The sequence below is a fragment of the Salinimonas marina genome, assembly GCF_015644725.1.
In the GTDB taxonomy this organism is placed as follows: Bacteria; Pseudomonadota; Gammaproteobacteria; order Enterobacterales; family Alteromonadaceae; genus Alteromonas.
The window spans coordinates 1,333,610-1,360,115 of sequence record NZ_CP064795.1 but is presented as its reverse complement, the minus strand read 5'-3'; the positions used below and the strand labels follow the sequence as shown (position 1 = coordinate 1,360,115).

The 26,506-nt window shown below is 49.5% G+C and carries 21 protein-coding genes, 1 tRNA gene and 2 pseudogenes; 11 read left to right on the top strand and 13 right to left on the bottom strand.

The features are described from left to right. The first annotated feature begins 333 nt into the window (after positions 1-333). Together IT774_RS06040 and IT774_RS06035 are read left to right on the top strand one after the other, a co-directional pair. A complete protein-coding gene (locus tag IT774_RS06040; RefSeq protein ID WP_195811779.1) occupies positions 334-1,818 on the top strand; it encodes a bifunctional 2-methylcitrate dehydratase/aconitate hydratase in 1,485 nt (494 codons plus the stop codon). 160 nt (positions 1,819-1,978) lie between these two features. After that, a complete protein-coding gene (locus IT774_RS06035) occupies positions 1,979-2,443 on the top strand; it encodes an SRPBCC family protein (protein WP_195811778.1) in 465 nt (154 codons plus the stop codon). A gap of 232 nt (positions 2,444-2,675) precedes the next feature. Here IT774_RS06035 and IT774_RS06030 read toward each other — a convergent pair. Then, a tRNA-Pro gene (locus tag IT774_RS06030) sits at positions 2,676-2,752 on the bottom strand. Between the two features lie 326 nt (positions 2,753-3,078). On the opposite strand from IT774_RS06030, the gene IT774_RS06025 reads away from it, so the two are divergent. Then, complete coding sequence (locus tag IT774_RS06025; RefSeq protein ID WP_195811777.1) at positions 3,079-3,741, top strand: PEP-CTERM sorting domain-containing protein; 663 nt, start codon at positions 3,079-3,081, stop codon at positions 3,739-3,741. Positions 3,742-3,837: 96 nt separating this feature from the next. Here the strand turns inward: IT774_RS06025 and dcd are convergent, their stop codons facing one another. Beyond that, complete coding sequence (gene dcd, locus IT774_RS06020; protein WP_195811776.1) at positions 3,838-4,437, bottom strand: dCTP deaminase; 600 nt, start codon at positions 4,435-4,437, stop codon at positions 3,838-3,840. Between the two features lie 713 nt (positions 4,438-5,150). Then, positions 5,151-6,239: an iron-sulfur cluster carrier protein ApbC gene (apbC, locus tag IT774_RS06015; RefSeq protein WP_195811775.1), complete on the bottom strand. Its 1,089-nt coding sequence runs from the start codon at positions 6,237-6,239 to the stop codon at positions 5,151-5,153. Positions 6,240-6,347: 108 nt separating this feature from the next. On the opposite strand from apbC, the gene metG reads away from it, so the two are divergent. Then, positions 6,348-8,411, top strand: a complete 2,064-nt coding sequence (gene metG, locus IT774_RS06010) for a methionine--tRNA ligase (protein ID WP_195811774.1) — start codon at positions 6,348-6,350, stop codon at positions 8,409-8,411. A 66-nt stretch (positions 8,412-8,477) separates the two neighbouring features. On the opposite strand, the gene IT774_RS06005 is transcribed toward metG, so the two are convergent. Further along, a complete protein-coding gene (locus IT774_RS06005; RefSeq protein WP_195811773.1) occupies positions 8,478-9,236 on the bottom strand; it encodes a methyltransferase domain-containing protein in 759 nt (252 codons plus the stop codon). Between the two features lie 87 nt (positions 9,237-9,323). Here IT774_RS06005 and gloB point away from each other — a divergent pair. The 4 genes and pseudogenes from gloB (at position 9,324) to IT774_RS05985 (ending at position 13,455) form a co-directional block, all read left to right on the top strand. Further along, positions 9,324-10,120 (top strand): annotated as a pseudogene (gloB, locus tag IT774_RS06000) (hydroxyacylglutathione hydrolase). Positions 10,121-10,205: 85 nt separating this feature from the next. Further along, positions 10,206-11,908: pseudogene (locus tag IT774_RS05995) on the top strand (LysM peptidoglycan-binding domain-containing protein). A 6-nt stretch (positions 11,909-11,914) separates the two neighbouring features. Continuing rightward, positions 11,915-12,973, top strand: coding sequence for an ion transporter (locus IT774_RS05990; protein ID WP_232365140.1), 1,059 nt, complete (start codon positions 11,915-11,917; stop codon positions 12,971-12,973). After that, positions 12,970-13,455: a methyltransferase family protein gene (locus IT774_RS05985; protein ID WP_195811772.1), complete on the top strand. Its 486-nt coding sequence runs from the start codon at positions 12,970-12,972 to the stop codon at positions 13,453-13,455. The genes IT774_RS05990 and IT774_RS05985 overlap by 4 nt, the downstream gene beginning before the upstream one ends. Here IT774_RS05985 and cysS read toward each other — a convergent pair. Further along, positions 13,436-14,806: a cysteine--tRNA ligase gene (gene cysS, locus IT774_RS05980; RefSeq protein WP_195811771.1), complete on the bottom strand. Its 1,371-nt coding sequence runs from the start codon at positions 14,804-14,806 to the stop codon at positions 13,436-13,438. The genes IT774_RS05985 and cysS overlap by 20 nt on opposite strands. Positions 14,807-14,992: 186 nt before the next feature. On the opposite strand from cysS, the gene IT774_RS05975 reads away from it, so the two are divergent. Continuing rightward, positions 14,993-15,484, top strand: coding sequence for a peptidylprolyl isomerase (locus tag IT774_RS05975; RefSeq protein WP_195811770.1), 492 nt, complete (start codon positions 14,993-14,995; stop codon positions 15,482-15,484). Between the two features lie 62 nt (positions 15,485-15,546). Further along, positions 15,547-16,275, top strand: coding sequence for a UDP-2,3-diacylglucosamine diphosphatase (lpxH, locus tag IT774_RS05970; protein ID WP_195811769.1), 729 nt, complete (start codon positions 15,547-15,549; stop codon positions 16,273-16,275). Here the strand turns inward: lpxH and IT774_RS05965 are convergent. The 3 genes from IT774_RS05965 to IT774_RS05955 all read right to left on the bottom strand — a co-directional run bounded on the left by IT774_RS05965 (position 16,272) and on the right by IT774_RS05955 (position 19,066). Continuing rightward, a complete protein-coding gene (locus IT774_RS05965; RefSeq protein WP_195811768.1) occupies positions 16,272-16,919 on the bottom strand; it encodes a hypothetical protein in 648 nt (215 codons plus the stop codon). The genes lpxH and IT774_RS05965 overlap by 4 nt on opposite strands. Before the next feature lie 171 nt (positions 16,920-17,090). After that, positions 17,091-17,879, bottom strand: a complete 789-nt coding sequence (gene miaE, locus IT774_RS05960) for a tRNA isopentenyl-2-thiomethyl-A-37 hydroxylase MiaE (RefSeq protein WP_195811767.1) — start codon at positions 17,877-17,879, stop codon at positions 17,091-17,093. Between the two features lie 506 nt (positions 17,880-18,385). Beyond that, positions 18,386-19,066, bottom strand: a complete 681-nt coding sequence (locus IT774_RS05955; protein WP_195811766.1) for a helix-turn-helix domain-containing protein — start codon at positions 19,064-19,066, stop codon at positions 18,386-18,388. 1,751 nt (positions 19,067-20,817) lie between these two features. On the opposite strand from IT774_RS05955, the gene IT774_RS05950 reads away from it, so the two are divergent. Continuing rightward, on the top strand, positions 20,818-21,417 hold the full coding sequence (locus IT774_RS05950; protein ID WP_195811765.1) for a Yip1 family protein: 600 nt from the start codon (positions 20,818-20,820) through the stop codon (positions 21,415-21,417). 83 nt (positions 21,418-21,500) lie between these two features. Here IT774_RS05950 and purF read toward each other — a convergent pair whose 3' ends face one another. The 5 genes from purF to accD all read right to left on the bottom strand — a co-directional run bounded on the left by purF (position 21,501) and on the right by accD (position 26,406). Next, positions 21,501-23,018, bottom strand: a complete 1,518-nt coding sequence (purF, locus tag IT774_RS05945; RefSeq protein ID WP_195811764.1) for an amidophosphoribosyltransferase — start codon at positions 23,016-23,018, stop codon at positions 21,501-21,503. Positions 23,019-23,032: 14 nt separating this feature from the next. After that, the gene (locus IT774_RS05940) at positions 23,033-23,521 is read right to left on the bottom strand and encodes a CvpA family protein (protein WP_195812221.1); all 489 of its coding nucleotides are present in this window, start codon (positions 23,519-23,521) and stop codon (positions 23,033-23,035) included. A 170-nt stretch (positions 23,522-23,691) separates the two neighbouring features. Then, positions 23,692-24,273 carry an SPOR domain-containing protein gene (locus tag IT774_RS05935; protein ID WP_195811763.1) on the bottom strand — a complete coding sequence of 194 codons (582 nt, stop codon included), beginning with the start codon at positions 24,271-24,273 and terminating at the stop codon, positions 23,692-23,694. 12 nt (positions 24,274-24,285) lie between these two features. Then, positions 24,286-25,560, bottom strand: a complete 1,275-nt coding sequence (folC, locus tag IT774_RS05930; RefSeq protein ID WP_195811762.1) for a bifunctional tetrahydrofolate synthase/dihydrofolate synthase — start codon at positions 25,558-25,560, stop codon at positions 24,286-24,288. Then, positions 25,561-26,406, bottom strand: a complete 846-nt coding sequence (accD, locus tag IT774_RS05925) for an acetyl-CoA carboxylase, carboxyltransferase subunit beta (RefSeq protein WP_195811761.1) — start codon at positions 26,404-26,406, stop codon at positions 25,561-25,563. Positions 26,407-26,506: the final 100 nt, after the last annotated feature.

Sequence of the window (26,506 nt, the reverse complement as noted above, 5' to 3'; positions counted from 1 at the left end):
CGCCTTTGGTCTGTTCTTGCCGAAAGGCGCCCTTCGCAAAACCTATGCTGGTGAATTTGGATATCGATGCCCTCTTTTTTGCGATGTCGATGGGATCAAATTTACTGTAATTCGCTGTCCGCGCCCATCTAAAATTACCGCTGGTTCCCATTCAGTGGTGTGCGTAGCGTGTTTGCTTACACTCTAGCTATGACGCTCTAGCTATGATTCTTTATCTATAGCGTTCTTCTGACGTTGAACAAATCTCATCCAAACAGGCTGCTACGCGTACACAATAATTATTGCCGTCTAACGCGCTAATGGTTCACCATTAACACTTCAGGGAGAATAAATATGACATTTCAGGGCGAAAAGAACGAGCGTCCCGACTATGACCAGATAATCCAGGATATTGCCGATTATGTAATGCGCGACGATATCGCCTCCCCCGAAGCCATGGAAACTGCCCGTTACTGTTTGATGGACACGCTTGGCTGTGGCGTACTGGCGCTGAGGTTTCCCGAATGCACCAAACATCTGGGTCCGCTCGTGGAAGGCACGGTGGTGCCAAACGGGGCGCGGGTACCTGGCACGCAGCTGCGTCTGGATCCGGTAAAAGCGGCCTGGGATATCGGCTGTATTATTCGGTGGCTGGATTACAATGATACCTGGCTGGCCGCCGAATGGGGTCATCCCTCAGACAATCTGGGTGGCATCCTGGCCACGGCCGATTATTTGTCGCAGATACGCCGCGCCCAGGGCAAAGCGCCTCTGACTATGGATGATGTGTTACTGGCGATGGTCAAAGCCCATGAAATTCAGGGCGTACTGGCACTTGAGAACAGCTTCAATCGAGTAGGCCTGTGTCATGTCCTGTTAGTACGCGTTGCCACTACCGCAGTTGTCACACAATTGATGGGCGGAACCCGGGAGCAAATTATGGCGGCCGTCTCCCATGCCTGGGTAGACGGTTCGGCGCTGCGCACCTATCGGCATGCCCCCAACGCCGGTTCCCGTAAGTCCTGGGCCGCAGGCGATGCAACTTCAAGAGGGGTAAGGCTTGCTGATATAGCCCTTCGCGGCGAAATGGGTATCCCGGCGGTGTTAACCACCCCGCAATGGGGCTTTTATGATGTGGCCTTTAGCCACACCAACAAAGATTTAAAGCAAAAGCCGACAGAGCAAAGACAATTTTCCCTGCCCCGTCGCTACGGCAGCTATGTGATGGAAAATATTCTTTTCAAGCTAAACTTTCCGGCTGAGTTTCATGCACAAACCGCCTGTGAAGCTGCGGTCACCCTGCATGAAGCAGTAAAAGATCGTATCGACGACATCACTAAGATTGAGCTGACCACCCACGAATCTGCAATCCGGATTATTTCGAAGCAAGGTACGCTGGCTAATCCGGCAGACCGGGATCACTGTTTGCAATACATGACCGCAGTGCCGTTACTGTTTGGCGAGCTGAATGCAGAGCATTATGAAGATGCTTTTCACGCGGCAAATCCCGCCATTGATACCTTGCGTGAAAAAATGCATATCACCGAAAACGCCGACTATACTCAGGCATATCATGATCCGGATAAGCGCGCTATCGCCAACGCCGTTCAGGTGTTTTTTAATGATGGTACCGCCACTGAAAAAGTTGAAGTGCTTTACCCTGTTGGGCATCGCCGCAGACGAGAAGAAGGCATTGAAGTATTAAAAAGCAAGTTTACCCAAAATCTGGCTACCCGGTTTCCGAGTCAGCGCTGCAAACAAATTGAGCAGTTATGTCAAAGTCCCTCTCAACTGGCCAATACCGGCGTAGACGATTTCATGGCACTTTGGGTAATTTAGCCGCAAAAGGATCAGGCAGACGCTGAGGTGGCCTGATCCAATATCATTACCAAAGCACTATGGTTTTTATTTTGCGATAAGGGACTGGAATTTACAGCCAATGATGCCGCTTTTAAATACGCTGCCTGGCTACCCTGAATAATACGAGAAAATTATGCACTTGCTGCTTAGCACCACCATTGCTGCCGCCCTTGAAACATGCTGGCAGACCATTACCGACATTGAGCATTGCGACCAATGGATTACTTCCATCCAGCAGATTGAGATTCTCACAAAGCCGGAGCAAGGAATAGTTGGATTAAAATGGACAGAAACCAGGATGATGTTTGGCAAGCCAGCTACAGAAGTCATGCAGATAACTCAAAGCCAGCCACAACAATACTACCAGGTGCAAAGCGAGAGTTGCGGCACCCTGTTTGACAGTAAAATGGCCCTCAAACAGACTGATAATGGTGTTGAATTATCAATGCAAATAGATACTAAACCACTCACTTACAGCGCTAAAATTGCCTCATTCTTGCTAAGCTGGATGATGAAAGGTCAGTTTAAAAAAGCATTACAACAGGATTTGGATGATATCAAAAAACACTGCGAGAAAATTGAGACGCGCCAGACTGTGAGCTGATTCAAAAGTGGTCGCGGCTAATATGCATGAACCCGAGCGCTAAAGTAATCGTTCAAACTGCTTGTATGGTACTAAAAGATCTGAGAAGAAGATTGGATTATATACGAATTGGTTCGCAACAAAGGCTATGTGCTGCCTTGGTCAATAAACCAACCAGGCTCGACCCAAAGGAGGATAATTTCACAGATGAACCGTGCATTTCAGTGGGGATTGCTGAAAGCGAGAGAGAGATTGGTCGGTGTGAGAGGATTTGAACCTCCGACCCCTGACACCCCATGACAGTGCGCTACCAAGCTGCGCCACACACCGACCGAAAGAGCGGACAAGTCTACTTATTTTTTCGGTTATTGCAATCCGATTAGGCCATTATTTTGTTTCCGGACGTCTGTTCGGCGATTTTTTCGCCGCATTATGTTCCAAGGCTCTTCTCTTCACATTTAACTGCTCAAATACTGTCCGATTTCTTTACACCTTTGGCTTCAATTAATTTAGCCTTCGACCAAAAACATTGAAATCTAAATGAGTTTTGCAACTGGCCTGTAATTTGATACATCAAGATTGACAGCGACTTCTATACTTATCAGTAAAGCCACTGCCAAATCACGCCGCTTTCTATTTGTGATCGGGAGATCATTATGAAAATGCAATGTCGTTTTTTACTCGCAACTCTTATTACTGTATGCAGCCTGCAAGCCCACGCCGCGGTTATTTCATGGACAGATTGGATAAGCTCAGATTCTGGCACTAGTGCCATGGGCGAATTAGATGTCGATGGTACTACTGTTGATGTCGAATTTTCCGCCACCGCCCCTTACGCCTTTATTCAAACCGGCACCGGCATCAATTACTGGACCGGCTCAGCCTACACCATGGGCGATGTGGATAATGCGCCCACACCCTCAGAACTAATTGCTTTAAATGCCGCAAGTACCGTGACTCTGACCTTCAGTGAAGCGATTGAAGATATCTACATCGCAATGAATAGCTGGAATGGTAATGTCGTCGAATTTGACACTGACATCGAAATCGATAGCTTTGGGCCAGGCTATTGGGGCAGCGGCACGGCCGTGCCAAATGGTGATGGCGATGGGTTTACCGGAGCGGGGGAGTTTCACGGGGTAATTTTTGCCCAGGGAGAATTTACCAGTATCTCTTTTACCCATACCAGCGAAAACTGGCACGGTTTTACCCTGGGCGTCGCGGCTCTGGCTGATCCTCCATCCGACGTACCGGCACCGGCAACACTTGGCCTGTTTGCGGGCTTACTGGTTCTGTTAGCCAGAAGAAAACTGTGGTAAAACACGCGACTCAGCAGGCCGCCCGGTCTGGGTGCCAGCCTGCTGATGTTTTCATGTCACCGGCATAACCTCACCCACATTATTTGCCAGTACCAGTTAATTCTCTTCGCCCTTTTCATCGGCGCTAATACGACTGGCGTCGGCCCCCATCTGGCCTTTGTACTTGGCATCCAGCCTCGCGTTATAAGGCTTCTCAGCTGCCTGAGACAATAATTCAAAGCTCAATGCACCTATTTTCATCATCGGCTTAAGTGCCAGCGGCAACTTACCGCTGTTGAAAAATTCCAGAACAATATTACCTGACCAGCCCGGGTCGATACGGTGGGCGGTGACATGTACCATCAAACCGAGGCGGGCTAGCGAGGAACGCCCGTCCAGCCAACCCACAATGTTGTCGGGCAATGTTACCGACTCGTGCGTAATTGCCAGCGCCAGCTGTCCCGGGTGCAGAAAAAATGCTTTATCTTCAGGTAATACAATTTCATCACTCATGACCGAGTTCAGCGCTTCCTGCACTTCTGCCTTAGGGCCACTTAGATCAATATACGGTGCCTGGTGCTCTTCAAACACGCGAAATTTATTTCCTAGTCGAATGTCGACGGTCACACCACTGATCTGATCGTAGTCGGGCATGGGATGGATGCTGATCTTGCCAGATTGCAAGTGGTCAAAGATATCACGATCGCACAAACGCATTTTTAGGTCCTGACGAGTATAAAATGGTCGCTATTATGCTTGCTAGCTGCGCCCTGCACAACCGGTCTTCGCGCTTATATAGCATCACCGGATATGCCTTGTTTGGAATCTTCGGCCAAAGCCTCTAGTTTTGTATGCAGAGCATCCAGTTTGTGGATAATGGCATGCAATAGAACACTAAACAAAGACAGCGCTCCGAAGATAAGATAAGTGGCATACAGGCTCTTATCATTGCCCCCGGCAAATACCACAACCACTAAAAGTATAAACAGGATATAGCCCACTCTGAAGATATCGATTCATGTCATAGTCGGTGCCTGCCCTGAACCTCGCGGTCATTACATTTTAATTTAAAAAAATGCTGCCGGCTTATCTGCCCGCGACTGGTGCCTTTTTAGGGATGGGCGTAGTAGCCAATAGCCAGCATAGAACCCCCAACTGCGAGACCGAACAATGCGGTTGCAGGTCCGCCTGCAAAACCGAGTCCGATGACGGCTAACCCACCACTGTCCCAATCCAACCGGCCCCCATTGCCATGGTTAACCTCTGCCTCTATTAATTGCTGCATATAAAGTTTCCCTCTTTGAATGTGTTAATAGATGAATCTGGAACTTTGTTACCATTGCAGCTTGCCACAAGCTTGTCGCCGCACTTTCGGACAGTTTTGGCAAACTTTTTATCTGGGTAAACCGCCATGGTCAATACAGGCCCACCTAGACCGACTTAAAACCAATCGGGTCGCCTTTAATGTGATCGCTGGCATCGGCAGCGGGCACGCTCAAAGCCAGATTTATCGACAGCGCCCGGGCTATCTCCCGATAGGTTTGCGTCATCGCATCATCGGGCTCAGTTACTACTAATGGTGTGCCGGCATCACTGTGCTCACGCAACCGGGTATTTAGCGGAAGTTGCCCCAGTAACGGCAGTTGGTATTTTTCGGCCAGAGATTCGCCGCCGTGCTCAGCAAATATCGGATCGATATGCCCGCACTGCGTACACTGGTAGTAACTCATGTTTTCAATAAGGCCTAACACCGGCACCTCCACTTTATTAAACATGGTGATACCTTTTTGCGCATCAGCCAGTGCCATATCCTGAGGCGTGGTGACAATGACCGCGCCGGTGACCGGCACCTGTTGGGCCATGGTTAGCTGAATGTCGCCGGTGCCCGGCGGCATATCCACAATCAGATAATCCAGCACCGGCCATAAGGTTTCATCCAGTATTTGCTTGAGGGCGCGACTTGCCATGGGCCCACGCCAGACCGCTGCATCTTCAGCCGGTACCAGATAACCGATAGAATTGGCCACCAGCCCCCACGCCTGGGGCGGTTCCATATGTTTTTCATCCTGACTTTGTGGTCGTGCCTCAGGATTACCCAGCATCATCGGAACAGACGGGCCGTAGATATCCGCATCCAATATCCCGACTTTGGCCCCTTCCTGCATCAGTGCGTACGCCAGATTCACTGCCGTCGTGGACTTGCCCACGCCGCCTTTGCCCGAGGCCACGGCCACAATATTTTTTATATTTTTTACCGGCGCCAGGGTGGTTTTGGCACTATGTACTTGGGTGTTCAGCGTTATCTGTGAGGCGGTCAGGCCCTGATGCTGCAATTCATCCTGAAGGTAACCGGTTAGGGCAGTATGTTGCGACATCACACAAAATGGCAGTGTAATCGTGATCTCGGCGTCGTGAACCTGCACCCAGGGTTGGGTGGTGTCTTCGGTAATGCTGAAATAATGCGCCAGAGCGCTTGCCGCGCTATGATGAAGTTTGTTGCTTTTGCGGTTAAAAAACATAGGCAGCCTTTGATGTATGGGTTCGATGTAATTACGTAATGCAAAATTGACCAATATCAGCTAGTATTTGCAGCCATTTTGTAACGCTTGAGAACAGTAAAAGTCATTATGTCAGAAAACACCTCGTCTTCTGCTGCACCAGCCACTGCGGACGCCCGCCGTATACTGGTTACCAGTGCTCTGCCCTATGCCAACGGGTCTATTCATTTGGGTCACTTGCTGGAACATATCCAGACCGACATCTGGACCCGGTTTCAGCGTCTTCGTGGTCACGAATGCTACAGCGTGTGTGCTGATGATGCACATGGCACCCCGGTGATGCTAAAAGCACAGGAACAGGGTATCACACCTGAAGAAATGGTCGCTAAAACCCGCGCCGAGCATCATCAGGATCTGCAAGACTTTTATGTTAACTATGACAACTATTATGTGACTCACTCGCCTGAAAACAAGGCATTGTGCGAAGAGATTTACACCCGCCTTGATAACGCCGGGTATATCTCCAAGCGTACGATCAACCAGTTGTACGACCCGCAAAAAGAAATGTTTTTGCCCGACCGGTTTGTTAAAGGCACCTGCCCCAGCTGCGGCGCCGAAGATCAAAACGGCGACAGCTGCGATGTGTGTGGCGCGACCTACAGCCCGGTAGAAGTGAAAAATCCCCGTAGTGTAGTTTCAGGTGCGACCCCGGTATTAAAGGAATCCGAGCACTTTTTCTTCGATCTACCTAAGTTTGAAGAGATGCTAAAGGGCTGGATCCGCTCCGGTGCCATCCAGGATGAAATGGCCAACAAACTGCAGGAATGGTTTGAAGAAGGTTTGCAGCAATGGGACATTAGCCGTGACGCCCCCTACTTCGGGTTTGAAATTCCAGGCGCACCGAACAAGTTTTTCTATGTTTGGGTCGATGCCCCGGTGGGCTACATGGCCAGCTTTAAAAATTATTGCGATCAAAACAATCTGGAATTTGATGATTTCTGGAAAGCCGGTTCGGATGCCGAGCTGTATCACTTTATTGGTAAAGACATCACTTATTTCCATTGTCTGTTCTGGCCAGCCATGCTTGAAGGCGCAGGCTATCGTAAGCCTACCGGCGTGAATATTCATGGTTTTGTGACCGTTAATGGCAAAAAGATGTCTAAGTCACGGGGCACCTTTATTAAAGGCCGTACCTATCTTGACCATCTGAACCCGGAATATCTGCGCTACTACTTTGCTGCCAAACTAGGCGACAATGTGGCCGACATCGACCTGAACTTTCAGGACTTTGCCCATAAAGTGAATTCTGATCTGGTTGGCAAGGTGGTCAATATTGCCAGCCGTTGTGCCAGCTTTATCACTAAGCGTTTTGATGGCAAATTATCCGACACCGTAATCGATCAAAGCTTACTGGACGAGTTCCATAATGCCGCCGATAGCATCGCGCAACTGTATGAAAAGCGTAAATATCATCAGGCCATCCGTGAAATCATGGCACTGGCTGACAAAGCCAACCAGTTTATTGATGCCAATGCGCCCTGGGTGACCATCAAAGAAGACGGTAAACAACAGTTTACCCATGATGTATGCTCACTGGGTATCAATATGTTCCGCATTCTGGTGACCTACCTGAAACCGGTATTGCCGGTACTGGCAGAAAAATCCGAAGCCTTCTTGAACGACACTTTGAACTGGGAAAGTACCCAACAGGTACTGACCGGCCATGCCATCAATAAATTCAAACCGATGATGCAGCGGGTTGAAATGGAGAAAATCGACGCTATGGTAGATGCCTCAAAAGAAAGTCTGGAAGCGGCCGCACCGGCAGCTGACCCTGACAGCGAACTGGCCAAAGATCCGGTAAGTGAAACCATCAGTTTTGATGAGTTTGCAAAGGTTGACCTTCGGGTTGCCCTTATTGCCAATGCCGAGCATGTTGAAGGCGCAGATAAGTTGCTGCGACTGGAACTTGATCTGGGCGAAGAAAAGCGTCAGGTATTTGCCGGCATTAAATCGGCCTACGATCCACAAAACTTAATTGGCAAGCACACTTTGATGGTGGCCAATCTGGCACCGCGCAAGATGCGTTTTGGCATGTCTGAAGGCATGGTGCTGGCCGCCGGCCCGGGTGGCAAAGACCTGTACATTATGGAGCCTCATGAAGGCGCCAAACCCGGAATGCGGGTGAAATAGATCGCGCAACCTGCGCATTGCTGGTAAAAGCGAGAGACAAAAAAGGCAGCTTTGACGCTGCCTTTTTTATTGGGCAGGGGTTTCAGAATGGCTAACCGACGCCGATAAACCGGCCCCCACCGTCGAAAAACGTGGATTGAGTTTCCATCTGGGACGTACCGTTGTCATCGGCCATACCCGTTTACGGGCCAGAATCACGTAGACCGACGAACACCACGGCAAATACCGGCTTAACTGATGATGCCAACGAGTCGGCAGCCGTTTACGCTGATTAAAAAACAGCATTGAAAATAAAATGTTTCGTTGCTCGATAATGTCATAGCCCAGCAGCCCCAGCCAGTCCTTTACCCGATGCGCAGAATAACAGCCTGCTTCGTGCAAAACATTATCGCGCTTAATCGGCAAATACCGCCCCAGCCCGGTCAGACTGTAGGGGTTAAAACCGCTTAAAATTATGTGCCCGCTAGGGGTCATACAGCGGTCTACTTCTCGTAAAATCTGGTGGGGGTCCTGAGCAAAGTCCAGCTCATTGGCCAGCAAAAAACCATCAATGCTGTTTTCCACATACGGTAATTCTGAGGCCTCGGCCACTACGCTTCCAAACGGACTGAGCCCCGGGGTCTGACCAAACTGATGGTTTACCGCACAGCGGGTCAGCTCAATCTGACTGCTGAGGTTACCCAGCTTCACCAGATGATAACCAAAAATGCGCTGGCTTAATTCATCACTGACCGTCGCGACCGCCCGTTTGATGGCAGCGCCGCCGGTAAACTCCGACCAGTCGGTAGGATAGCGTGGTACTTTTTTGCGCAGCGCCGATCTCATAGTAGACACATCTGATCTATCTGGTTGCAGTGGGCTTATCAAGTTTCTATAGTATCCTAATTCAACCATTTCACAAGCAGGTACGCCATGTCCCATGCGAAAGACGCCCTGCCCGATGGCATCAAAATCTCCCCCATACGGGCATTTACTGACAACTACATCTGGTGTATTCACAACCAGGATGAAGCGATTATTGTTGATCCGGGCGAGGCCGATCCGGTACTCGACTTTTTGAAAGAACAAAGTCTGACGCTGACCGGAATTTTGATTACTCATCATCACCACGACCACACTGGTGGTATCGCCAAACTCGTTTCCATGGCGCCGGACATTCCTGTGATAGGCCCCCGGGCGGTCATATTCGTGGTATTACCCGCTCGGTCAGTCAGTCCGATACCTTCACGCTGGAGAATTTGCAACTGTCGTTTGCGGTGACTGAAGTCCCTGGCCATACGCTGGATCATATTGCCTTTAACGGCCACGGGGTGCTGTTTTGTGGTGATACATTATTCAATGGCGGCTGTGGTCGACTGTTTGAAGGCTCCCCGGCGCAAATGCTGCACTCACTGAACAAACTTACCCAACTGCCTGCTGATACGCTGGTGTATTGCGCCCATGAATACACCGCCGCTAACCTGACATTTGCCATGGCCGTGGAGCCTGCCAATAGCGAACTGGCAGATTACCAACAGGAGGTGGAGCGGTTGCGTCAGCAAGATACGCCGACGGTGCCTACGGTGCTGGAAAAACAGCTGGCCATAAACCCGTTTTTACGCACCAATAAGTCCGCTGTGCAGCAGGCTGTGGCCAAAAAAAGTGATGAGTCACTTACCGATGAAGTGGCCGTATTTGCCGCTGTTCGGCAATGGAAAGATGGGTTTTAATGCAATTTACCGTGCTTCGCATTACAATATGGCGTTCAGGATCATCCTGTAAGCTTAGTTTGTATTAATAGAAGGTTCGGTTTTTATGCGTCGACAGTGGTTTGCTTTTTCCTCCATTGCCCTGGCTGTTTTTTTAAGCGGATGTCAGTCATCCACCTCTGAGCAGCAGGCGGATGCGGCAGCATCGAAGCAGACTGTGCCAGCGGCTTCTGCCGGTACTCCGGTCACAGACGATAGTTGTGAAGTGGGTAATGTGCCGGTAGAGGGTCAACAGGATTGCCAGGTTGCTAAAGCCGGTGTTATCGATGTTATTCATCCTATTGAAGATATGGATGTTGAGTTAAAAACCGATGAGCCCGAAGCCGAGGAGCCCGCCCCGGTTGAGATTACCGATGTATGGGATCGTATCGGTAACCAGCTTCGTTTTGAGATCCCCAACGACCGGCGGGTAACGGTACAGCGTAACTGGTATCTTAAACATCCTGAATATATGGCACGGGTCGTGGAACGCGCCCGCCCTTTTTTGTTTTATATTACCGAGCAAATCGAACAGCATAATATGCCGCTGGAACTGGCGCTGTTACCCATTGTAGAAAGTGCCTTTGACCCGTTTGCCTACTCTCATGGCCGTGCTGCCGGCATGTGGCAGTTTATCCCCGGTACCGCCAAGCGTTTCGGTATTCACCAGTCGTGGTGGTACGACGGCCGGCGTGATGTCAAAGCCTCCACTCAGGGCGCCCTTGATTATCTCACCTACCTGAATAAATATTTTGATGGCAACTGGCTACATGCCCTGGCTGCATATAACAGTGGCGAAGGCCGGGTCCGCAGAGCCATCCGAAAAAACAAAAAAAAGGGTAAGCCTACCGATTTCTGGGCGCTGGACCTGCCTCGCGAAACCCGTGCGTATGTACCCAAATTGCTGGCGCTGGCCGATATTTTACGTAACAAGCAAACCTATGATTTCGCCTGGCCGACCATTGATAATGTCCCGGTAATAGAAGTGGTGGACATCGGCTCTCAGGTAGATTTGGCGTTTGCTGCCGATCTGGCGGGTATGGAATTAGATGATTTACAGGCCCTTAATCCGGGTTTCAACCGTTGGGCAACCGATCCTGAAGGTCCCCATCATTTGATTCTGCCGATTGAAAAGGCTGATGCTTTTACCACTGAACTGGCCAGTATCGATCGCCAGGAACGTCTGAATTGGGTACGGCACAAAGTACGTCCGGGTGACAGCCTGCTGCGACTGGCAAAAAAATACCACACCACCGCCGCTATCATAAAGCAGGTCAACAATCTGGATACCAATATGATTCGTATTGGTCAGGCCATTATGGTGCCGGTGGCATTAAAAGAATTAAATGCGTATTCATTGTCGCAGGATCAACGCCTGGCCTCGTTGCAAAATATAGAGCGGGCCGATCATAAACTAAGACACACTGTGGTCTCTGGCGACACTTTTTGGGATTTGAGCCGTAAATATAAGGTATCGACCCGGGAACTGGCCAAATGGAATGGTATGGCCCCAACGATCCATTGTTGCCGGGTAAAGAGCTGGTGATCTGGTCCAACAAAGTCAGCAGTTCCCAACATAAAGATGCCATCATTAAAACATTGACCTACACCGTTAAACGGGGCGACTCATTATCCCGTATTGCCAGTAAGTTCAATGTTAAAGTAAATGACATTAAAAAGTGGAACGAGATCCAGAAGCAACGCTTTCTGCAACCGGGACAGAAGCTGAAATTATTTGTCGATGTGACCCGGCTAAAAAATATAGGATAAATAAATATGTTGAGGATTAACCGGGACAAACTTCGCCAAAGTAACGAAACGCCCTGGTTGATGCTCGATTTGTTAATGCTGGCATTATTGCTGGTGAATCTTTCCTGGCTTATCTTTGATGCGCTGTACGCTACCCTGGCAATGCAGCGCTTGCTGTTAGAACACCTACCGGGTTTTTACAGCGCCTACATGCCCATTCACAAAAACTTTTTGCTTATTGATTTGGTGTTCATTGCCATCTTTTTTATAGAGTTCTGTTTTCGCTGGTCGGTGTCGGTGGCAGAAAAAGAACATCCCCGATGGTATTTTTTCCCGTTTTTACACTGGTACGATATTATCGGTCTTATTCCACTGCCCGCTACCCGGCTGTTCCGGTTTTTACGGATATTTTCCATTTTGCACCGGCTTCAGAAAAAGCAGATTATCAGCCTAAACCATACCCGTGTGTATCGCTTTTTCTCATTTTACTATAATGTCTTTATGGAAGAGCTCAGCGATCGTATTGTGATTAAAGTGCTCGGTGATATGCAAAAGGATATTCGTCAGGGCGCGCCACTGGTAGATGAGATCAGTCAACAGGTGCTGACTCCGCGCCAGCCAGTGATTGCACGGTGGCTGGCCGGTGTTATGCAGCATATGGGCAATACCCTGGCAGGCCAGGACAAGGACTCGGTGATTCGTCAGCATGTACAGCAAAGTGTCGCGAAAGCGGTGAAAAACAATCCGCAAATGGCCAATCTGCAGTTTTTACCCGTAGTGGGTAAAACCATAGAAAGTACCCTGGAGCAAACTGTGACCGATATCGTCACTTCTTCGGTGGTGCATCTGCTCGCGGATATGGACGAACGCCGGATAAATCAGTTTATCGATAGTCATATTAAAGGTTACACCAATCATCATGATGATCTGGATCAGGAAGTAATGCAGGTTATTGATGAATGTTTTGAGCTGGTAAAAAAACACGTAGCGACCCAGCGCTGGAAAACACAACTAACCCCAGAGGGCGGCATTCCGCCTTATACGGACTCTCAATCACCTGTCACGGAAGCCACTAAACGCCCATGAGACACTCGTTAGAATTAAAAGTACCGCCCGCCATCGTATTTGCAGGGGCGCTGTTTGCGGTATGGCTACTGTCGCGTTTATCCGAACCGGGCTTTTGGTGGGGGCTGGAATTGGCCGGACGGCTACTGATTGGCGCTGGCGCGCTGGTCATCGTAGCTGCCACGCTGCAGTTTCGGCGGCATCGCACCACGCTGGATCCCAGGGAGCCCGACAAAGCGACGGCACTACTGACCCGGGGCATTTTTGCGTTTAGTCGTAACCCCATTTATCTGGCATTTGGATTGATTGTGCTGGGTTTCGCCCTGGCAGCAGAAAGCGTAGCGGCGTTGATTGTGGCGCCTTCGTTTATGGCCTACTTACAGCTGTTTCAGATAAAACCTGAAGAAGCCTATCTGCGCCAGAAATTTGGTCAGCGTTACCTGAATTATTGCCAGCGCACGAGGCGCTGGCTGGGAAGAACGCTTACTGACGACGCCAGGTAGTACCCTGGGCGCTGTCTTCTAATACCACGCCCATGGCGGTAAGCGCATCGCGGGCTTTATCCGCCGCAGCCCAGTCCTTGCCTGCGCGGGCATCGTTACGCTGCTTTATCAGCGCTTCGATTTGGGCAGCGTCGTCATCTTCACCCTGCAAGAAGCTCTGCGGATTATTCTGCAACAAGCCTAAAATGCCACCTAACTGTTTTAACACGCCGGCCAGACGAGCGGCTTCGCCGGTATCGTCACATTTATTTAAATCCCGCGCCAAATCAAACAGTACTGAATATGCTTCAGGCACATTCAGATCATCGTTCATGGCGGTTTCAAAACGACTCAGGTAGCCGCCGTGGGCAATATCAACACTGGTATCGGCCTCTACCTTTCGCAAGGCAGTATAAAGCCTTTCCAGGGCCGCCCGGGCCTGGGTGATATTGTCTTTTGAATAGCTTAACTGGCTGCGATAGTGCGCAGACATCAGAAAAAACCGCAGGGTTTCGGCATCATGCTGTTGTAATACATCGCGCAAGGTAAAGAAATTGCCTAGCGATTTAGACATTTTCTCATTATCGACCTGCACCATCCCGGTGTGCATCCAGGTGTTCACATACGGGGTGTCGTAAGCGCAGCACGACTGGGCCACTTCATTTTCATGATGGGGAAAAGTTAAATCCGAACCGCCCCCATGGATATCAAAATGGGCACCCAGATGTTTGTAATTCATCGCTGAACATTCGATATGCCAGCCTGGACGGCCATCACCCCAGGGCGAAGACCAGAAGGGTTCGCCGGCCTTGGCGGATTTCCACAATACAAAATCTAGCGGATCGTCCTTGCCGGCGGCCACATCCACCCGCGCCCCGGCGTTAAGCTGTTCCAGATTTTGCTTACTGAGTTTGCCGTATTCGTCGTACTTGCTCACATCAAACAAAACATCACCACTGCTGGCCTGATAGGCGTAGCCTTTATCAATCAGCGTGGTAATGATGCTGATAATCTCATCCATGTGCTCGGTAACCCGCGGTTCAATATCCGGCTGCACCAGATTAATGGCCGCAAAGTCTTCATGCATCATCTTGATAGTGCGCTGGGTCAGGGCATCCATACTTTCGTTATTTTCCTGAGCCCGGGCAATGATTTTGTCATCAACATCGGTGATATTGCGCACATAATTCACCTGGTAACCGAGATGGCGCAAATAGCGCACCAGCACATCAAACGACAGGTACGTTCGCGCATGGCCCATATGACTTAAGTCATACACGGTAATGCCGCACACATACAAGCCCACTTTACCTTGTTCGAGCGGTTCAAAGCGCGCTTTTTCACGGGTGCGGGTATTGTAAAGGTGTAGCATTATTAAGGATTCCTGTGGTATTTAAAGGCTGCAAAGTTTAGCACTGTCGAGCGCCCAGTCACAGTATTTGTTCATCCTGGGCAGCGGTAAATGGCGGCAGACAACTGGATTTGGCTAATTTAACTCAGGCAGTAAATAGGCTATGATTAACGCTTTCAAAACTGGCCTAAACAAAGGTAAAGAAGCATGGTAACCCTGAAAACCAATTTTGGTGAGATCAAACTGGAACTGTTTGAAGATAAAGCCCCTAAAACTGTTGAAAACTTCATCAGCTATGTCGAAGACGGTTTCTTTGACAACACCATTTTCCATCGTGTTATTAATGGCTTTATGGTGCAAGGCGGTGGTTTCACTGCTGATATGGAGCAAAAAGAAACAAAGGCACCGATCCAGAATGAAGCAAACAATGGTGTCGCGAACGAGATCGGTACGGTGGCAATGGCACGTACTCAGGACCCTCATTCAGCAACCGCACAGTTTTTTATTAATGTGGGCAACAACGACTTTTTGAACCATACCAGCGAGTCGGTAAATGGCTGGGGCTACTGTGCATTTGGTAAAGTGACTGAAGGCATGGACGTAGTAGAAAAAATTAAAGCGGTTAAAACCGGCAACCATGGTTTTCACCAGGATGTGCCAGTAGAGCCTGTAATCATCGAATCAGCGACTGTCAGCTAATTTGAGATAACCGTGGCGGGCGCGTACAATGCGCCCGTTCTTCTTACTGTTGTAGATAATTAATGCCCTTCACCTACTTTATTGCTGATCTTCATTTAAGTGCCGATCGTCCCGATATCACACAATGTTTGTTTGATTTTCTGGCTGACGAAGCGCCTCACGCAGAAGCGCTTTATGTACTGGGCGACTTATTCGAGGTTTGGATAGGGGATGACAATGTCACGCCCTTTAATACGTCGGTGGCGGACGCCTTCAGGCAATTAAGTCAGCAGGTGCCGGTTTACTTTATTCACGGTAACCGTGACTTTGCCATTCGTGAGCAATGGGCAGCCAAAGCGGGCATGCAGCTGTTGCCAGAACAGACCGTTATTGATTTATACCACACCCCTACCCTCATTACCCATGGCGATGAATTGTGTACTCGTGATGTGGCGTATCAGAAGTTTCGTAAAAAATCCCGAAGCTGGTGGTGGCCGCGTATAATGCTGGCATTACCCTTGTGGTATCGACGCAAGGTAGCAGCAAAAGGCCGTAAACAAAGTCAGCAAAACCAGCAGGGCTTACGTCCCGAAATTATGGATGTTACCCCCTCAGAAGTCGTCAGGACCATGAATAAATTTGGTGTACAACGCATGATTCATGGCCATACTCACCGCCCTAACGTGCACTGCCTGACCGTTAATGATGCCTGTGCCATTCGAATTGTACTGGGAGACTGGTACGAACAAGGCTCGGTACTCAAAGTCTGTCCGGACGAATTTGAACTGCAAACCCGTCGTTTCAGCCGTTAGTTACTTGCGTTGTCTTTGGTCTCTTCACGGGCTTCTTCTATGGCCCGCTGCTGCTTGAAGAACTGCTTTGAACGCAGATTATCATGCAGTTCTGAGTTAATGTAGGTATACAGAAACAAGCCAAAGATAAGCGGGGTAAAGACAACCACCGCTATCCACTCCAGCGAATTATAGCCTTTGTATCGCTCTGCAACCGCCTCATTCTGACACCGCTTGCGAAGTTTATTCAGGCGCCGGTGCATCAGCATAAAATTGACGATAGACACCACCGAAACAATCATCTTGGTCAGCGTTTCGACTTCAAAAATACTGGCTGCGGCGAACACCACACTGCACCCGAAAAAAACCATCATCCATAAATAGTCAAACAGCACCGGCCAGCGCCGCAGATGAAGCTGCTTTTCAGCCCGTCGCAAATACCCGGTAAAACGCACCAGCGCATAGGGCTGTACTACAAAAATTAAGGGCACCAGGGTCCAGGACCAGGGCGATAGTTCATCATCAGTGATACGCCGGATATCCCGTACCGCAAGATAGAACCAGATTGGCAGATAAAGGCCGGCAGTGCAGAATACCAACAAGCCTTCGAGTAAGCTAAAGCGTGGGGGCGCTGTGATAAAGCGTGCTTTGGCCTGATGCTGCATGGGGCTTGGTTTCTCCTGGCTCGGTTTGTCTAACGTAGTATGGTCAAGCACAGACCAGGCCATAAGCGCTCAGACTTATCACCTTCGTGTGATTATGGACGGCCTTGCTATCTTTATTTTTGTTGTTAGTGGGCCCGGGCCGTTCTGGTTCAGTCTTAAGATAACGTGATCTTAAAAAACTGTTTCGGCTTGCTCACTGTGTTGGACCGGTTTACCACTATGAAATTTAAAGTCCGTGTCGGAAGTTGCAATCAGTCGCGCTTCAACCTCCCCAAAATGCCGGATACGCTCACTGATATCTTCGCCCGCTACCTGTTCCGCTAAGGTCAGATAATCCTGAAAATGCCGGGCTTCGCTACGCAGCAGGGACACATAAAATCGTGCCAGCTCATCGTCCAGATGCGGCGCAAGCATGGCAAAGCGCTCACAGCTTCGGGCTTCGATGTACGCCCCACAGATAAGTTTGTCCACCAGGGTTTGCGGCTCGTAAGTGCGAACATGTCGCATCATGCCTTTAGCGTAGCGACCCGCACCGACATTATGATAGTCAATGCCCCGTGAATGCAAAATCTCAAGTACCTGCACAAAATGATGTAACTCTTCTTTAATCAGTAACACCATTTTATTGACCAGGTCATCGGCAAAAGGATTCTGGCCATGAGACTGAATCATTTTTTTCAGACCTGAGTGCGCGTTGGTAAAATTACCGTCACCCTGTTGCCGATAGACAAAGTCTTCATAAGGCTTTAACCAGGCCAGAAGTACTTCCCCATTAGCCTTGTCCACCGCATATCGGCGAATAAGCAACATAGCGGTTTGGGCAGCTTTAAGTTCACAATTACAATGATCGACTAACAACACCGGCAAATTCGCCGGTTTGATGGCTTCATCAATCCAGCTTTGCGGCGTGGGGCACTGTAAAAACTGATTTATCGGACTTAATAGAGTACTAACGTTCATGGGGTCAAAACAGATAAATTAAGGACGCCATGGTACCGTAAATTGCAGAGTGCGGACTAGGTTTGAAGACAAAAAGTTGCATTGATGGGCGCTAATGGGCACTTTTTGCCAGTCTGTTGTGGTTAATGTCTTGGTAAAGCGCTTGGAAAAGCGTATCCGGTTAGCGAAGCCAGTCGGCTAACGGCCGCGGTACTTGGGCCACGGCCTGGTTAAGGTAAACGTCTGGTCACACTATTTTAATGATTAGCACGTATCACGGCTTATACGGTAAGGCGGATCCCGGCGGCAGCGTTCCTGATACCGCTGATACTTATATGGAATGAATGCTGGTTGCGCTCTATTCCAACCCAGAAGCCATGGCTGCTCTGTTCTCCGGGCAAAACATTTTTTGGTTAGTGGGCAAACCTCGACACCTGCAATAGCGTGGCAGCCAATGCGCCTCACAGGCCGGTGATCGCTACAGACGCAAGCAAGCTCTTTGCTTTAAACTGAGTCATTTCTTGAACTCAGGCGTGAAAGCAATCGCGCTGTTGTAGCGCCTTTCTGGCGATGACTTCCAGCAGATGCTGAGCCGCGTAGGGAATACTGCGCTGGTCCCGTGGGTCCTGCCAGCTTTGCAAGGTACGTTCAGACACCCCGATTGTTGCTGCAAGGCTGGCCTGGGGCATCTGCGTAGCCTGCACCAGATACCGGACATATCCCTGATCAGGCCAATACCGTACGGTGGCATCTATGTGGATATCCTCAAGCTGGCCCCATCCCTGTAACTGCCAGCGCGCAATTTGATCACGTAATTGCCCGGTAAATGCCTGTTGCTGAGACCCATTCAACTCCAGTCCTTCGGGCATCGCCGGCAGCGACACATCATCGGTGCTGCTTTCTAACGCAAAGACCACCGGCGCAGCATCAGACTTTTGTATCGTCGGTTGCCCGTCGCGGTTGGTATGACGAGCAATCGCTATGACACCTACTGCCACCGGTGTGCGAAAAATTCCGCCGCCTGCGGGAATTTCTGAGGGCTTGAGCGGCAGCAGATCATTTTCTATGGTGGCGGCCAGTCTCAGTTCCCACTGGGGTGATACCCGCAGATAGTGAATCTCTGCGTCAGGCTGGGGCGCTTTGGGGCTTTGTGCAGACCAGGTCGACTGAGCAGTATTTTTCAATGTAATAGGGAGTTGTTCATTCATTGTGCGCATCCTGTATATCGTTTAAACAACCAGAGAAAAAATGGATTCGGTGCCGGTACAGGGCACTGATACCGGTCATGGCTATGGCTGTTAAACTACGTTGTTTTTTCTAAAATAATAGTAAAGTCTTGAAGCTCTTACGTAAATTCGCATTTGTCGGCCTGCCCCATCTTCTGCCTGAGCGCCCATCGAAAAAAATTGTCAATAACCGGCCATGAAGGCCCGCTGCTGCACATTCTTTGTCAAAGTGTGGCAATAAACCGATGTAGCATACCCTATCCGCAGTGAAGCTACCTCAGAAATACTGCCTGACTACCACGAAGCAGGCATAACCTGCGCAGGTATTGGTATTATAATGCGACTAAAAGCGGCAGACTAAACTTTGGGGCGCCGGCGCTAGCCAGCGAAAGCAACACAGACCTCCCAATCAATCACTTTATCGCTCATGGCTGTACAGCTCGTTACTATATATTTCTATGGCGTGAAGATACCAGCGATCTATCACCACGCACCGGGCAAAAAAGCCGTGTTTTATCGACTTGTGTTTTATTACTGAGGTTCCTGCCAGGCTAGGTTTTGCGCACTGTTGCACAGTTACACCCGGGTGGCGGTCGGTCCAAGACTGTGACTGTCCAGAAGCTGCTTCTCATTATCAAAATGTGTTCATTACTGAGGTCCCTGCCAGGCTAGGTTCTGCGCACTGTCGCACAGATATAACCAGGTGGCGACTAGTTCAAGGATGTGTCTGTCCAGGGCTGAATTGTGTCTGTCCAGAAACTAATGTGACTGTTCAGAAGCGACTAATAGCCAGGCTACGATCTGCGCGCTGGCACACGGTTACAATCAGGTGTTGGCCAGTCCAAGGTTATGATTGTCCAGGGGCTGCTCAGGTGCTGCTTTTCATTAGCGAAATATGTTTCATTGATGGCGCACAGTCACGACCAGGTGGCGGCCGGTCCAAAGCCGGGGTTGTGACTGTCCAAGGGGCTCTGCAGAAGCTGCTTCTCATTATCAAAATGTGTTTCATTACTGAGGTTCCTGTCAGGCTTCGTTCAGCGCACTGTCGCACAGATATAACCAGGTGGCGACTAGTTCAAGGCTGTGTCTGTCCAGGGGTTGAGTATTGCCTGACAAGAGAGCCAGAGCTGTGTCTGTCCAGAAGCTAACTGTACCTGTCCACGGGCTGGGAATTGCCTGACAAGAGCCTGGGTTGTGACTGTCCAGGGGCTAATAAGGTTGTGGCCGGTCCAAGACGGTGACTGTCCAGAAGCTACGACTAGCCAGGCTAGGCTCTGCGCAGTGGCTCACATATTCAATAAGGTTGTTGTGGCCCAAGGCTGTGGCTGTCCAGGCCTGAATTCAGGGGGCTGAATTGTGACTGTCCAAAAACTAGGCCTGTGACTGTCCAGAAGCTACATGAATTGTGACTGTCCAGAAACTAATGTGAGGGGGCTGAATTGTGACTGTCCAGAAACTACATGAATTGTGACTGTCCAGAAGCTTCAGAAGCTAATGACAATGTAGCAATTCAATCATTTTACCTGCACGAAAGGCTGTGGGACCAAACCATCTATAGATGTCACCGGTTATATATCAGGCGTCAATTATCCCAGCCCCACTACCCGCGTTTACCGCAACTCGCCTACCGCCACCTTTACCTTTGTGCATTTTTTAAACTTTTCCATTGACTCCTTTTCTTTCATACCGGATAGTAAACATGTAAACAGAATGTAAATAACCTGAGGAATATTATGATTCTGAACCATCTGCTGGGTATTTACACCCACCCGCGCGAAGAGTGGGAATGCATCGACAAGAAACACGAAAATTACGCTTATGCACTCAGTCACATATTGTTTATTGCGTTGATCCCCTCGCTGGTAACCTATTATTCAGGGACGCAGTTGGGCTGGAGTTTCGGGGCCGGAGAGCTAATACGGCTTACGCCGCAAAGTGCGGTCTTTTTGGCCACAGGAATGTACTTTGGGTTAGTTATTGGGGCCCTTTGCCTGGCTGTAATGATTCACGAGCTTGCCAATATTTTTGACGCAACGCCTACCTATACCCAGTCGCTGGAGCTGGCTGCCTATACCGCGACGCCATTGTTTATGGTCGGCTTCGCCGGCCTGTATCCTGAGCTTTGGTTTGTAATGAGTGTGGGGCTCATCGCGCTATCTTATTCGGTGTACCTGCTCTATTCAGGTGTGCCTATTATTATGCATATTCCTGAAGAAAAAGGTTTTATCTACGCAAGTTCAGTGGTCACCTGCGGTTTGGTGTTGTTGAGTATCCTCATGGCTGCCACGGTTATCGCTTGGGGTTCCGGTCTCGGCCCTGAGTTTTTGCATTAACCTGCAATGATTGATCAGCAATAATCAGCAATTACAAAAAACGCAGCCCGGGGGCTGCGTTTTTTTATTCCACTCAGCTTTTGTCAGTCTGAGTCCATATTGTGCATATCCAGATTGGATAGCTCTGCCTGCAATACCGGCGCCCGGCTAGACTCGCCCCGAGCTAAATCAATCCGTTCAAGATACGCCTGGTCAATATCGGCGGTGATATAATTGCCGTCAAACACAGAGGTTTCAAACCGCTGAATGTCAGGATTCTCTTCGCGTACCGCGGCCACCAAATCTGAAATATCCTGGAAGATAAGTCCATCAGCCTGGATCAAATCGGCAATTTGCTCAATTTCACGACCGTAGGCAATCAGCTCATTGGCAGATGGCATGTCGATGCCATACACATTCGGAAAACGAATTTCCGGGGCAGCTGAGGCAAAATACACTTTCTTAGCACCAGATTCCCGGGCCATCTCAATAATCTGGCCAGAGGTAGTGCCACGGACAATAGAATCATCCACCAACAACACACTTTTGCCTTTGAATTCAGAAGAAATGGCATTGAGCTTACGACGAACCGACTGCTTACGCATGGTCTGGCCCGGCATTATAAATGTACGACCGATATAACGGTTTTTCACAAATCCCTGACGATAAGGCAACTCTAACGTGTTGGCAATCTGTAAGGCTACATCCATGGAGGTTTCAGGAATAGGGATAACCACATCAATATCCAAATCGGCCCATTCCCGGGCAATTTTTTCACCCAGCTTACGTCCCATGTTTACCCGCGAAGCATAGACCGAAATACCATCAATAAAGGTATCAGGACGGGCAAAGTATACAAACTCAAAAATACAGGGTGAAGTCGATGGGTTCTCTGCACATTGTTGGGTATGCAGTTCGCCTTCTTCTGTAATGAAAATGGCTTCGCCGGGCGCCACATCACGGATAAAGGTAAAGCCAACCGCATCCAAAGCCACTGACTCTGAGGCCACCATATACTCTTCGCCCATAGCAGTAACGCGCTTGCCTAACGCCAGCGGCCGGATGCCATTTGGGTCACGAAACGCCACCACACCCTGACCAATAATGGCGGCCACTACCGCGTAGGCACCGCGAATCTTTTTGTGCACGCTGGTCACTACTTTAAAGACATCTTCAGCGCTAACGCTCAATTCGGTGCAATTTTGTAATTCATGCGCAAAGATATTAAGCAGGATTTCAGAATCTGATGAGGTATTAATATGACGACGGGCTATTCGAAAGACTTCTTCCTGCAAGTCATGTGAATTGGTCAGGTTGCCGTTGTGCGCAAACGCAATACCAAAAGGCGAGTTAACATAAAAAGGCTGAGCTTCGGCTGAGCTTGAGGTACCCGCGGTGGGGTAGCGCACATGACCAATACCCATATTACCTGACAAGCGCTTCATATGACGCGTGTGAAACGCATCACGTACCAACCCGTTTGCTTTACGTAAATTAAACCGGTTCTGCTCTATGGTTATGATTCCGGCAGCATCCTGGCCTCGGTGCTGTAACACCGTTAGCCCATCATATAACGACTGCGCTACCGGGGTTTTACCAACTATTCCGACAATACCACACATCTGATTTACCTATTTCAAGCGGGAGTTAAAAAACTGGAGCTGCCTTTTACAAAGGTAAAAAACCACTCAATAATAATTCCAAATTCTGGGATAAGCATAGACTGTTGCCACCAGAGTGCCGTTGCTGCGGCAGTAAATGTATCCAGAAAAAATAATAAAGCGCTGACAATCAGCAAGCCTCGCAGGCCACCAAACACCACCCCAAGTATACGGTCGGCGCCTGACAATCCCGATGCCTGCACAGCCCGGCCTACTATATGATTAACCATCCCGCCCAGGAGCAGAGCGACGATGAACAGTGAGGCAATCGCGGCACCATTTCGTAAAAGGGGATCTTCAATGCGGGTATAATAAACAGCAAGGTCGGCAAAAAACTGACTGGCAATAAAAAGAGCGCCAAACCATACCACCAACGAGATAGCTTCTTTGACAAAGCCCCTGACAAGGCTAATGAGGGTAGATATCGCAATGATACCCAGGATGGTAAAGTCTACCCAGTTCAACACGTTATATCGGCCTTTAATACTAGATGAGCAGATTTAAGCAAACTGCATCGTGACAGATGGCGCGCATTCTACCAGAAGCCCGGATCATTACCAATCGCAAAATAGTTTAACGAATAGACAAATCGGCTGTGTGCATTTGATGGCGCGAACAAAAGATAAGCGCCCGCTTAGTTGACTTTAAACTTGGTAATGCGCCCTTTCAGTCCCGTAATTTCTTTTAAATGAGGAATAGCCGAATCTAACTTTTTCTTGTTTAAATCCGGCCCAACAAATACTTTGGTTAATGATCCCGAATTGGTTTTTACCGGACGGCTAAACGCTCTGTAACCGCCTTTTTCCAGTTTCCTGAGTAACTGCTGCACATTTTTCTGATGCCGGAAGCTACCAAGCTGAACCACCCAACCTGCGTCCTCAGCGCCTGCAACCTGACTCACTACGGTGCGGCTGGCAAGATCATCAGAAGACGCTTCAGCTGTTGCTGCAGGTGCAGTGTCGGCTTCTGGCTCTGCCTGGTCATCGACCGCCTTCTCATTAACGATTTCAAGGGGACGTTGCGCTGCTTTTGCCACCCGTTCAGAAGGAAAGGTATCCGGCTCTACAATTGGTTTTTTTGCAGGGGTATCAGGAATGCTGGAAAATGTGGTTTGCTGGGTTTCTTTTTTACCATCTAAAAAATCAGGCAAAAATATGACCGCCAGTGCTACTACGATTACGGTGCCTACCAGGCGATTTTGCAAAGCCGAACTCACATCGTACTCCTGTTATATGTTGGTATCAGACTCATAGCGCATTATTTCTGCCACGGTTAAAAAAGAGCCAAACACCAGAATAAGATCGTCTTTTGTTGCCTTGCTTAGCGCAGCTTGATACGCCATCGCAACCTCTTCAAAACAGCTTGCCTGAGATTGCTGCTCATCTTCAAGAGTCTCCAGTAACGTTTGCGCTTTGGCCCCTCGGGGTCCAGCCGTGCTACCCAAATACCATAGGGCAGGAGACCCGGAAAATTCAGCCAGCGTGGCTTCTATAGATTTATCTTTGAGCATGCCTGCCACCAGATGCAAACGCATGTACTGCTGCGATTGCAACCAGCTAACCATGGCTCTCACTGCCTGTGGATTATGGCCTACATCCACTACCACCCTCGGTTCATCGCGCACCGTTTGCAAGCGACCTGGCATGGTGGTCTTACGAATCAGGCTGTGCACCTGCTTTTCAGCCGGTAACCACCCAAGATGATGTAACGCCGCCAGCGCCGTCGCGATATTCTGTCTGGGGATATGGGGTTCAGGAAGCTGGCTAAAGCAATGGCTGTCGTTTTGCCATTGCCAGTTTTGCGTCTGGGTAAAACGATAATCTTTGGTGGCCCATAGCGCGTCGACTTCGAGTCGGGAAACCTCTTCTTTCAAGCTGGAAGGCGGTACCAGCTCGCCTATTACCGCCTTTTTATGAGCGCGCATTATCCCCGCTTTTTCCCGGGCAATCGCTTCGCGGGTATTGCCCAGCCAATCCTGATGATCCAGATCTATAGTGGTGATCACCGCCAAATCTGCATCAATAATATTGGTCGCGTCGAGTCTGCCGCCCAACCCCACTTCCAGAATCAGGACCTCGGTGTTGTGTTGCTGCATCAGCAACAGCGCCGCCAGCGTACTAAACTCAAAGTAAGTTAACGTGATATCACCACGCGTGGATTCAATTTGATTAAATGCCTGACAAAAAGCGGCGGCGGCAGCCGGCTCACCATTGATTCGCACCCGTTCGGTATAACACAGCAAATGGGGAGAGCTGTACACACCGGTGGTTTTCTTCTGTTGTTGGCAGGCAAGTTCTAAAAAGCGACAGGTCGTCCCCTTGCCATTGGTCCCGCCCACGATTATCACGGTTTTATCTGAAAAATCTAATCCAAGGTTGTCGGCCACAGCCTTAACCCGATTCAGCCCTAAATCAATGGCGCTGGGATGGATAGACTCCAGGTGCTTGAGCCACTGCGCCAGATCCCCGGAAACTGGCGCAGTGCTTGTATTTGCGTTTTTCACTTAGTCAGTTCGATGCAGTTTTACCAACAGGCCATATAGCTTATCGCGCATATTGCGACGATCAACAATCATATCAATCGCGCCTTTCTCAACCAAAAATTCGCTACGCTGAAAGCCTTCTGGCAGCGTTTCGCGTACGGTTTGCTCGATTACACGAGGACCGGCAAAACCAATCAATGCCTTGGGCTCAGCCACATTGATGTCGCCCAGCATGGCCAGACTGGCAGATACCCCACCCATGGTCGGGTCGGTAAGCACTGAAATATAGGGCAAATGCTTTTCGCGCATTTTGGCCAGGGCAGCGGAGGTTTTCGCCATTTGCATCAACGACATTAGTGCTTCCTGCATCCGCGCTCCGCCACTGGCAGAAAAACACACCAGCGGAAGATTGTGTTCTAGACACACATTCACCGCGGCCACAAACCGGGCGCCCACCACCGAGGCCATAGACCCACCCATAAAGGCGAATTCAAAGCTGACCGCTACCACCGGCTTGCCTTTCAGTTTGCCCTTCATGGCAATCAGCGCGTCTTTTTCGTTGGTACTTTTTTGCGCCGCAGAAATACGGTCTTTGTAGCGCTTAGAATCTTTAAATTTCAGAATATCCTGAGGTTCAAATTCGCTACCAATTTCTTCCCGATCGTTTTGATCAAGAAATGAGTCCAAACGGCGGCGCCCACTGATGCGCATATGGTGGTCACACTTGGGACACACTTCCAGCTGTTTCTCAAGATCGCTTTTATACAATACGGCCTGACAGCTGCCACATTTTGTCCAGATCCCTTCTGGCACATTGCCTTTGGTGGAGGTCTGTGTCCGCGGAAGAATTTTTTGAATCCAGCTCATTTAAGAGAATCCTTTTGCTCGTTGGTTGTGCGGAGGCTTAGTTAATCTTTATTGGTGCACCGCAATGTTTCAATACAGCCCGCTATTAGACCACAATACA

Bases quoted from the DNA above. Each gene is read 5' to 3' on its own strand.
- IT774_RS05975 (WP_195811770.1), top strand. From the start codon at position 14,993: ATGGTAACCCTGAAAACCAATTTTGGTGAGATCAAACTGGAACTGTTT.
- dcd (WP_195811776.1), bottom strand. From the start codon at position 4,437: ATGCGTTTGTGCGATCGTGATATCTTTGACCACTTGCAATCTGGCAAG.
- IT774_RS05965 (WP_195811768.1), bottom strand. From the start codon at position 16,919: ATGCAGCATCAGGCCAAAGCACGCTTTATCACAGCGCCCCCACGCTTT.
- IT774_RS06040 (WP_195811779.1), top strand. From the start codon at position 334: ATGACATTTCAGGGCGAAAAGAACGAGCGTCCCGACTATGACCAGATA.
- IT774_RS05955 (WP_195811766.1), bottom strand. From the start codon at position 19,066: ATGAATGAACAACTCCCTATTACATTGAAAAATACTGCTCAGTCGACC.
- IT774_RS06005 (WP_195811773.1), bottom strand. From the start codon at position 9,236: ATGAGATCGGCGCTGCGCAAAAAAGTACCACGCTATCCTACCGACTGG.
- apbC (WP_195811775.1), bottom strand. From the start codon at position 6,239: ATGTTTTTTAACCGCAAAAGCAACAAACTTCATCATAGCGCGGCAAGC.
- IT774_RS05950 (WP_195811765.1), top strand. From the start codon at position 20,818: ATGATTCTGAACCATCTGCTGGGTATTTACACCCACCCGCGCGAAGAG.
- IT774_RS05985 (WP_195811772.1), top strand. From the start codon at position 12,970: ATGAGACACTCGTTAGAATTAAAAGTACCGCCCGCCATCGTATTTGCA.
- IT774_RS05990 (WP_232365140.1), top strand. From the start codon at position 11,915: ATGTTGAGGATTAACCGGGACAAACTTCGCCAAAGTAACGAAACGCCC.
- lpxH (WP_195811769.1), top strand. From the start codon at position 15,547: ATGCCCTTCACCTACTTTATTGCTGATCTTCATTTAAGTGCCGATCGT.
- IT774_RS06025 (WP_195811777.1), top strand. From the start codon at position 3,079: ATGAAAATGCAATGTCGTTTTTTACTCGCAACTCTTATTACTGTATGC.
- purF (WP_195811764.1), bottom strand. From the start codon at position 23,018: ATGTGTGGTATTGTCGGAATAGTTGGTAAAACCCCGGTAGCGCAGTCG.
- miaE (WP_195811767.1), bottom strand. From the start codon at position 17,879: ATGAACGTTAGTACTCTATTAAGTCCGATAAATCAGTTTTTACAGTGC.
- accD (WP_195811761.1), bottom strand. From the start codon at position 26,406: ATGAGCTGGATTCAAAAAATTCTTCCGCGGACACAGACCTCCACCAAA.
- metG (WP_195811774.1), top strand. From the start codon at position 6,348: ATGTCAGAAAACACCTCGTCTTCTGCTGCACCAGCCACTGCGGACGCC.
- cysS (WP_195811771.1), bottom strand. From the start codon at position 14,806: ATGCTACACCTTTACAATACCCGCACCCGTGAAAAAGCGCGCTTTGAA.